We start from the raw sequence: 8,934 nt of genomic DNA, 5'->3' as shown, positions 1-8,934 counted from the left end.
TTTCCCCTCCCGCGTTCCTCCGGCCCCCCCCCGCCCCCCCCCCCCCCCCCCCCCCCCCCCCCCCCCCCCCCCCCCCCCCCCCCCCCCCCCCCCCCCCCCCCCCCCCCCCCCCCCCCCGACCGACCCGGTCCGCTGTTCGGCGGCTCGACGCGACCCGCAAGGGCGCGAAGCGGCTCGAAGCGGACCGGCCCGGTCCACCGAAGTACCCCGCAGTACCGGGCAGTTCACGCAGTACCCGGCAGTTCACGCGGTGCGCCGCGGTCCACGCGGTTCGCCGCGGCGCCGGCAGACCAGTAGCAGCAGCAGTTCGACAGCACAGCAGCCAGGAGGCATTCCCATGCGCGCCATTCGTTTCGACAGCTACGGCGGCCCCGAGGTCCTGACCCTCGTCGACGTGGAGATCCCCGAGCCCGGTGCGGGCGAGGTGTCGATCGACGTGGAGTACGCGGGCGTCAACTTCGCCGAGGTGATGTTCCGCCGCGGCCAGTTCCAGCCCGGTACCCCGCACGTCCCCGGCCTGGAGGTCACCGGGACCGTCCGCGCCGTCGGCGAGGGCGTCACCAACCTGCGCCCCGGCCAGCGGGTCGCCGCGCTCACCCTGGCCGGCGGCGGCTACGCCGAGGTCGCGGTGGCCCGCGAGCGGCTGACCGTCGCCCTCGACGGCGAGCTGGACGCCATCCCCGGCCCGGTCGCGGCCGCCTTCCCCTGCAACCTGCCGGTCTCCTGGGCGATCCTGCACGACGTGGCCCGGGTCCGCGAGGGCGAGAGCGTCCTGGTGCTGGCCGGTGCCGGCGGCGTGGGCAGCGGCGCCGCGCAGATCGCCCGCAATCTGGGCGCCGGCGCCGTCTACGGCGCGGTGAGCAGCGCGGACAAGGCCGCGTTCGCCAAGGAGAAGTTCGGCTACGACGAGGTGTTCACCTACGACGAGCTGGAGGAGCGCCTCGCCGAGGTGACCGGCGGCCGCGGCGTCGACATCCTGCTGGACTCCATCGGCGGCCCGCTGCGCGCCAAGGCCCTGGACCTGCTGGCCCCGCTCGGCCGCCACGTGGTCTTCGGCAACGCCTCGCAGCAGGACCACACCTACGAGGCCAACCAGATGTGGTACACCGCCAAGACGGTGGCCGGCTACAACATCGGCGGCCTCGCCGACCAGCAGCCCGACCTGGTCCACAGCCACCTGGTGGAGGCCGCCCGCCAGCTCGCCACCGGCGCCGTCCGGATCGAGACCACCGAACTCGCCCTGGAGGAGGCCGTCAAGGCGCACGAGATCCTCGAGGCCCGCGACTCCACCGGCAAGTTCGTCCTGCGCGTCAAGGCCTGACACCCGGCCGCCCGTACCCGAGGGCCGCCTCCGCCATCCGGCGGGGGCGGCCCTTCGGCGTTCCCGCGCGCGGAAACCCGTCCGGAAGCCCGTCCTGAGCCCCCCGCCCGCACACCCGTGAGCGCAACCCCCTTCTGGAGTCCTTCTGATCGCCTTTCGACGCTCGGGCCGCCGCGGAGGCCCCGTGAAAGGTGGTTGGAAAGCGCACCGGTCTGGACTGGTCCCAGCACAGCGAACAGCACATGGGGGAGAGCGCAATGACGAAGACCCGGATCATGATCCGCACCGTGCTCGGCCTGGCGGCCGGCGCGATGGCGGTCGGGGTGGTCCTGTCGGCCGCCGGCGCGGGCGGCGAGTCGGGCGACGACACCCACTGGGGCATGGCGCGCTCCTCGGCCGACACCCACTGGGGCGCACCGGTGCCGGTCACCGACGACACCCACTGGGGCGTGACCGGGCCGGAGCTCGCCCCCGGCCGGTGAGCGACCCGAGGGGTCGGGACCGATCGTCAACGGACAGGGAGGAAAAGGTCATGGGCGGGACACGCCGGATGATGAAGCTGGGGGCGTTCATGCTCGTCCCCGGGTACCACGTCGCCTCCTGGCGGCACCCGGCGGCGCGGGCCGACGGCGGCCTGGACTTCGGCCACTACCGGGACCTGGTGCGCACGGCCGAGCGGGCCAAGTTCGACATGTTCTTCGTCGCGGACGGCGTCGGCATCCGCACGCCGTACCAGGACGCCGACGAACTCAGCCGCTGGGGCCGGTTCCTGCAGTTCGACCCGATCACCCTGCTGTCCGCGCTCTCGGTGCACACCGAGCGGATCGGCCTGGCCGCGACCGCCTCGACCACCTACAACGAGCCGTTCCACCTGGCCCGCAAGTTCGCCTCGATCGACCACCTGAGCGCGGGCCGGGCGGCCTGGAACATCGTCACCTCGGTGACCGACGCCGAGGCCCGCAACTTCAACCGGGACTCCCAGCCGGACCACGGCGCCCGCTACCACCGGGCCCGCGAGTTCATGGAGGTGGTCACCGGGCTGTGGGACAGCTGGGAGGACGACGCCTTCGTCTACGACAAGGACGGCGGGCAGTTCTTCCGGCCCGAGAAGCTGCACGTGCTCGGCCACAAGGGCGAGCACTTCTCGGTCGCCGGCCCGCTCAACGTGGCCCGCCCGCCGCAGGGCTACCCGGTGCTGATCCAGGCCGGCGCCTCCGCCGACGGCCAGGACTTCGCGGCCCGGTGGGCCGAGGTGATCTTCACCGCCAGCCAGACCCTGGAGGAGGGGCAGGCCTTCTACCGGGCGATGGGCGAGCAGGTCCGGGCGCACGGGCGCGACCCGGAGCAGGTGAAGATCATGCCGGGGCTGTTCCCGGTGGTCGGCCGCACCCGTGCCGAGGCCGAGGACAAGTACGCCGTCCTGCAGGAACTCGTCGACCCGGTGGTCGGGTTCGGCCTGCTCACCCAGCTGCTCGGCGACGTCGACGTCTCCGGCAGCCCGGTGGACGGCCCGCTGCCCGAACTGCCCGAGACCCAGGGCAGCACCAGCCGGCAGCGGCTGGTCTACGACAAGGCGCGGCGCGAGGGGCTGACCATCAAGCAGCTCTACCAGTCCGTCTCCGGCGGCCGCGGCCACCGGGTGCTGATCGGCACCCCGGAGGAGATCGCGGACGCGATGGAGGAGTGGTTCACCGGCGGCGCCGCCGACGGCTACAACGTGATGCCGCCGGTGCTGCCGGACGGCCTGACCGACTTCGCCGACCTCGTCGTCCCCGAACTGCAGCGCCGCGGCCTGTTCCGCACCGAGTACGAGGGCACCACGCTGCGCGAGAACCTCGGCCTGGACCGCCCCGCCCACGGCGCCGCCGCCCGTACCGAGCACGCCTGAACAGCTCGCACGTCATCCGAGAACCCGAGGAGCACCCGAGCATGCCGTCACTGGCACGAGACCTCAGAGAGATACCGCCCTCGCCCCTGGTCCAGGTGGAGGAACTGCTCAGCCGCAGCGGCGACCTGGCCCCGATCGGCCTGCACCAGGGCAGGACGGTCTTCGAGCCCTGCGCCCGCCCCCGGCCGTGGAGCGCCGAGGAGTTCGCCACCGCCGCCCACCAGCACGCCCCGCCCGGCGGCGTCCGACAGCTGCGCGAGGCCTTCGCCGAGCACCTGGCGGCCCGCCGCGGCGCCCCGGTCGAGCCCGCGCAGGTGCTGGTCGGCAACGGCGGCACCCACGCCATCTCGGTGGTGCTGCACGCGATCCTCGGCCAGGGCGACGAGGTGCTGGTGCTGTCCCCGCAGTGGCTGTTCGCCACCGGACTGGTGTGGGCGGCCGGCGGGGTGCCGCGCGAGGTGCCGGTCTTCCTGGAGCTCAGCGCCGACGCCGACTTCGACTTCCTGTCGGTGATCGAGCGGGCGGTGACCGCCCGCACCCGGGCGATCTACTTCAACAACCCCAACAACCCGACCGGCTACCGGCTCAGCGACGCCCAGCTGGCGGCGCTCACCGAGCTGGCCGAGCGGCACGACCTGTGGCTGATCGCCGACAACGCCTACGAGAACTACGACTTCACCCGGACCGGCTTCGTCGACCCGGCCACCGTCGGGCGGGCCGCCGAACGCACCTTCTCGGTGTACAGCTGCAGCAAGACCTACGCGATGCCGGGCGCCCGGGTGGGCTTCCTGGTCTCGCCGCCCGGCCTGGCCGAGCCGCTCACCAAGTGGTCGCTGCACTCGCTCTACTCGGTCTCCACCGCGGCCCAGTTCGCCGCGTACGAGGCGCTGCGCACCCCGGCCGAGGAGCTCACCCGCCGCCGCGACCGGGCCGCCGCGGCCTGGTGGCTCGCGGACTCCAAGCTGGAGGTCCCGCACACCGCCGTCTCCGGCGGGCTGTACACCTTTCTCGACCTGGCCGCGTACGGGGACGGCGAACGCTTCGTCCGCCGCTGCGCCGAACTGGGCGTGGGGCTGGCCCCCGGCCGGGTGTTCGGCGCCCACTGCGCCGACTGGGCCCGGCTCTGCTTCACCGCCGCGCCGCCGCCGCTGGTGGCGGAGGCGATCGACCGCATCAACAAGATCTACCGGGAGGGCATCGATGAGCACTGACACGGTGGTCCTGGAGCATTCCGGCCTGGCTCCGTTCCTGCGCCGCTACGACGCGCCGTCGCGCGTCGGCCTCAAGGTCAACGCCTACCGGGGCTACGAGGTGGAGGGCCTGGCCCGGGCGCTGGAGGCGCCCGAACTGGCCGACTGCCCGCTGGAGTGCGTGATGGTCGGCGACTCCTACTTCATGACCCACCTGGGCCGCCCGAGCACCGCGCTGGCCGACGACGCCGAGCGCGAGTGGGCGCTGGCCACCCTGACCGGGCTGGTCGCCGAGGTGCGCGAGGCGATCGACGCCCACTTCCCGGCCGACCGCCGGCCCTTCCTGCTGGCCGACCTGCCGGACGGCGCGACCGCGAGCCCCGCGGCCGCCCTCGCCGCCGGCGAACGGTTCCGGGCGGCGGGCGCCGACGCTGTGAAGGTCGAACTGGCCGGCGACGGCGACCTGGACTGCCTGGCGGCGCTCGCGCTGACCGGCACCACCACCCTCGGCCACCTCGGCTACACCCCGCAGCGCGGCGAGCTGAGCCGGCACGGCGACAGCGTCGAGGGCGCGGAGCGGATGTTCGCCCAGGCCCGCCGGGTGCGGGACGCGGGCGCGGCCGGCCTGATCGTCGAGATGGTCAGCGAGCCCGTCAACCGGGCGCTGAGCCGCCCGGACGCCGCCGGCATCCCGCTGTACTCGGTGTTCAGCGGCCGGGCCGAGTGGGGCGGGCAGAGCCTCAACGTCTGGGACGCGGTGGTCCGCCCGGCCCGCGGCGGCCGGTTCTTCCCGCCGACCGCGGTGATCGAGGCCGCCGAGGCCCCGACCCGCTACACCCCGGACCTGATCGCGGACCGCCTGCGCGAGCTGATCGGGCTCACCCTGGACGGCGGCTTCCCGCTGTCGCCGCGCACCGTCCTGACCCCCGAGGAGACCGAGCGGATCTCCGCGACCGAGCCCTGGAGCGCCCGATGACGACCACCCTCCCCGCCGGCCCCTCCTCCGGCACCGCGGTCTTCGAGCAGCTGGAGTCCGAGATCCGCACCTACTGCCGGCGCTTCCCGGCGGTCTTCACCCGGGCCAGCGGGCACCGGATGTGGGACGAGGACGGCCGCGAGTACCTGGACTTCCTGTCCGGCGCCGGCGCGCTGAACTACGGTCACAACCCGGCCGACGCCCGTCAGGCGCTGGTGGACTACCTGCTCGCGGACGGCCCGGTGCACGGGCTGGACCTGCACACCGGCGCCAAGCGCCGCTTCCTGGAGCGCTTCCAGGAGGTCGTGCTGGCCCCGCGCGGCCTCTCCTACCGGGTCCAGTTCACCGGCCCGACCGGCACCAACGCGATCGAGTCCGCGTTCAAGACGGCCCGCCGGGTCACCGGCCGCACCGACATCGTCGCCTTCACCGGCGGCTTCCACGGCCTCTCGCTCGGCGCGCTCGCCGCCTCGGCCACCGCCTTCAAGCGCGACGCGGCCGGCGTCCCGCTGGCCAACGTGGTGCGGATGCCGTACGAGGGCTTCGCCGGCGAGGGCGTCGACACCATCGACCACCTGACCCGGATGCTGGACGACCCGGGCAGCGGCATGGACAAGCCCGCGGCCTTCGTGGTGGAGACCGTGCAGGGCGAGGGCGGCCTGGCCACCGCGACCCCGGAGTGGCTGCGCCGGCTGGCGCAGGTCGCCCGGGAGCGGGACATCCTGCTGATCGTCGACGACATCCAGGCCGGCTGCGGCCGGACCGGCACCTTCTTCAGCTTCGAGGAGTCCGGCATCACCCCGGACCTGGTGTGCCTGTCCAAGTCGATCAGCGGCTACGGGCTGCCGATGGCGCTGGTGCTGGTCAAGCCGGAGCTGGACCAGCTCGGCCCCGGCGAGCACAGCGGCACCTTCCGCGGCAACAACCTGGCCTTCGTCACCGCCGCCGCCGTCCTGGACCGCTGGGCCGACCCGGCGTTCACCGAGGGCCTGGCCGCCCGGGTGGAGCTGCTGGACGGCCTGCTGGCCGACCTCGCCAAGCGCTTCGCCGCGCTCGGCTGCACCCCGCGCGGCCGGGGCCTGATCCGCGGCCTCGGCTTCACCGACCCCGCCTTCGCGGACCGGGTCTCGCGGGCCGCGTTCGCCGCCGGGCTGCTGGTGGAGACCACCGGCGCGCGCGGCCAGGTGCTCAAGATCATGCCGCCGATCGTGCTCGCCGAGGACCGGCTGACGCACGGCGTCACCCTGCTCGCCGACGTCATCGACGCGGTGTCCCGCAAGGAGGAGGACCGTTGACCGACCTGCTGCCCGACCTCGACACCCCCGTCACCCCGGACGCCGCGGACGGGCCCGAGGACCACGCCCACGGCATCGACGAGACGGTGCTGCGCCGGCTCGCCGCGTCCTGGCCGCGCCGCGCCACCGTCCGCACCGACCTGGACCGGATCACCGACCCCGACCCGGCGGCGTACGACGCCGCGCTGCCCGACTACCCCGAGCGGCTGCTGCCCTTCGCCGAGCACCCGCTCTGGCTGGCCGCCACCCCGGAGCAGCGGCGGACGGTACAGACGCTGGCCTGGCTGGTCTACAACGAGCGGGTCATCGCCGCCGAGGAGTACGTCGCCAACCCGACCTTCGCGATGATCATGCACGGCGTCTTCCCCGGCGCCGACGGCGTGCACACCAAGCGGGCGGTGCAGCAGACCCACGTCGACGAGGTGTGGCACACCTACATGCACATGGTCGCCATGCAGCGCACCCGGGAGCTGCGCGAGGTGACCGCCGAGCCGGCCTACCCGCACACCGTCACCTACCGGCGGCTGCTGGAGGCCGAGGCCAAGGTCTCCGAGAAGTGGGAGCGCGACCTGCTCAAGCTGGTCTGGACGACCGTCTCGGAGATCAGCGTCAACGCCTACCTGGAGCTGCTCTCCCGCGACGAGACCGTCCAGCCGCTGCACGCGCTGGTGCCCCGGCTGCACGCCCGTGACGAGTCCGCCCACTCCTCCGTGATGGTCGAGGTGGCCAAGGGCCTCTACACCCACCTGAACAAGGAGCAGCAGCGGGCCTTCGTGAACGCCCTGCCCGAGGCCCTGAACGCCTTCGTCGCCCAGGACTTCGCGGTCTGGCCCGGCATCCTCAGGCACGCCGGGTTCGAGCGGGCCGAGGAGATCGTCGAGGACTGCCGGCGGGCCGCGGGCCACAACCTGCTGGTGCGCGACTTCTCCGGGATCCGCCGGATCGTGCGCGAGATGGAGCTGACCGAACTGGTCGACTTCGACTTCGGGGCCGAGTGATGCGGCGGCCGGTCGGTCTGCGGGAGCTCTCCGCCGAAGGGCGCCGACTGGCCCTGGCCGCACTCGTCCAGTCCCTGGGCATCGGCCTGTTCACCGCCAGCTCGATCGCCTGGTTCACCCGGCACGTCGGGCTGAGCGCCAACCAGGTGGCGACCGGCCTCGCGGTGGCCGGCGCCGCCGCCCTGGCCGGCTCGCTGCTGGCCGGGGTGCTCGCCGACCGGCACGGCGCCCGGCGGGTGCTCGCCACCGTCTACGCGGGGCGCGGACTCTGCTTCCTCGCCTTCGCGTTCGTGACGGACCTCTGGCAGTACCTGCTGGTCACCCTGTTCTCGGTGGCCTTCGACCGGGCCGGCCCGCCGGTGCTCCAGGCCCTGGTCGCGGCCGCGCTGCCGGAACAGCGCGACCGCAGCCGGCTGCTCGGCCTGGTCAACGTGGTGCGCAACATCGGCCTGGGGCTCGGCGCCATGGCCGGCGGGGTGACGCTCACCCTCGACACCGTCGAGGCGTACCGGATCACCATGGTGCTGATCACCGCGGCGTTCCTGGGCGGCGCCCTCCTGGTGCTGCGGGTGCCCGCCCCGACCCGACCGGCCGCCGCCGCCACCCCCGTCGGCGGCGGCCCCCGGGCCCTGCCGGACCGCCACTACCTGGCGCTGACCGGCCTGAACTTCCTGTTGTCCTTCTTCGACGTGCTGCTGCTGGTGGCGATGCCGGTCTGGGTGCTGGACCACACCACCGCCCCGCACGCCACGGTGTCGGTGCTGTACGCGCTCAACACCGTCCTGGTGGTGGTCGCCCAGCTGCCGGTGAGCCGGCTCGCCGACGAGGTGCGGCGCAGCAGCCGGATGCTGCTGTGGGGCGGGGTGGCGCTGGCCGGCTGCAGCCTGTGCTTCGCCGCGGCGGGCGCGGTGCACGGCGCGGCCTCCGTCCTGATGCTGGTGCTGGCCGTGGTGGCCCTGTCGGTGGGCGAGGTGGTCAGCACCTCGGCCACCTGGAGCCTGTCCATCGAGCTCGCCCCGCCCGAGGCGCGCGGCCGCTACCTGGCCGTGTTCGGCCTCGGCCTGGCCGGCCAGCGGGTGCTCGGACCGGTGGTGGTCACCGGGCTGCTGCTCGGCTCGGGCGCGGTCGGCTGGATCGGCGCGGCCGCGGTGTTCGCGCTGACCGGCGCCGCGGCGGAGCGGGTGGCGCTCGCCGGGCACGCCGAACTCACCGCCCGGGAAACCGAATTGACGACAACGTGATGGATGCGAACGTAGGGAGACCGAC

The 8,934-nt window shown here is 73.8% G+C and carries 8 protein-coding genes; all 8 read left to right on the top strand.

Going from position 1 to position 8,934, the window contains the following annotated elements:
* Positions 1–337: 337 nt before the first annotated feature.
* The 8 genes from ACZ4W5_RS34300 to ACZ4W5_RS34265 all read left to right on the top strand — a co-directional run bounded on the left by ACZ4W5_RS34300 (position 338) and on the right by ACZ4W5_RS34265 (position 8,909).
* Positions 338–1,321: a quinone oxidoreductase family protein gene (locus ACZ4W5_RS34300; RefSeq protein ID WP_465658973.1), complete on the top strand. Its 984-nt coding sequence runs from the start codon at positions 338–340 to the stop codon at positions 1,319–1,321.
* Positions 1,322–1,578: 257 nt separating this feature from the next.
* Complete coding sequence (locus tag ACZ4W5_RS34295) at positions 1,579–1,803, top strand: hypothetical protein (protein WP_360237679.1); 225 nt, start codon at positions 1,579–1,581, stop codon at positions 1,801–1,803.
* 50 nt (positions 1,804–1,853) lie between these two features.
* The gene (locus ACZ4W5_RS34290) at positions 1,854–3,209 is read left to right on the top strand and encodes an LLM class flavin-dependent oxidoreductase (RefSeq protein WP_360237677.1); all 1,356 of its coding nucleotides are present in this window, start codon (positions 1,854–1,856) and stop codon (positions 3,207–3,209) included.
* 41 nt (positions 3,210–3,250) lie between these two features.
* A complete protein-coding gene (locus tag ACZ4W5_RS34285; protein ID WP_465658971.1) occupies positions 3,251–4,420 on the top strand; it encodes a pyridoxal phosphate-dependent aminotransferase in 1,170 nt (389 codons plus the stop codon).
* A complete protein-coding gene (locus ACZ4W5_RS34280) occupies positions 4,410–5,375 on the top strand; it encodes a 3-methyl-2-oxobutanoate hydroxymethyltransferase (protein WP_465658969.1) in 966 nt (321 codons plus the stop codon). Before ACZ4W5_RS34285 ends, ACZ4W5_RS34280 begins: the two co-directional genes overlap by 11 nt.
* Positions 5,372–6,670: a diaminobutyrate--2-oxoglutarate transaminase gene (gene ectB, locus ACZ4W5_RS34275; protein WP_465658967.1), complete on the top strand. Its 1,299-nt coding sequence runs from the start codon at positions 5,372–5,374 to the stop codon at positions 6,668–6,670. The genes ACZ4W5_RS34280 and ectB overlap by 4 nt, the downstream gene beginning before the upstream one ends.
* Positions 6,667–7,668 (top strand): diiron oxygenase, encoded by a 1,002-nt coding sequence (locus ACZ4W5_RS34270; protein WP_465658965.1) that lies wholly within the window; start codon positions 6,667–6,669, stop codon positions 7,666–7,668. Before ectB ends, ACZ4W5_RS34270 begins: the two co-directional genes overlap by 4 nt.
* Positions 7,668–8,909, top strand: a complete 1,242-nt coding sequence (locus tag ACZ4W5_RS34265) for an MFS transporter (protein WP_360237667.1) — start codon at positions 7,668–7,670, stop codon at positions 8,907–8,909. Before ACZ4W5_RS34270 ends, ACZ4W5_RS34265 begins: the two co-directional genes overlap by 1 nt.
* Positions 8,910–8,934: the final 25 nt, after the last annotated feature.

The sequence above is a fragment of the Kitasatospora sp. NPDC029367 genome, assembly GCF_055569135.1.
The sequence above is the reverse complement of the archived record's forward strand: the minus strand, read 5'-3'. Positions and strand labels throughout refer to the sequence as shown.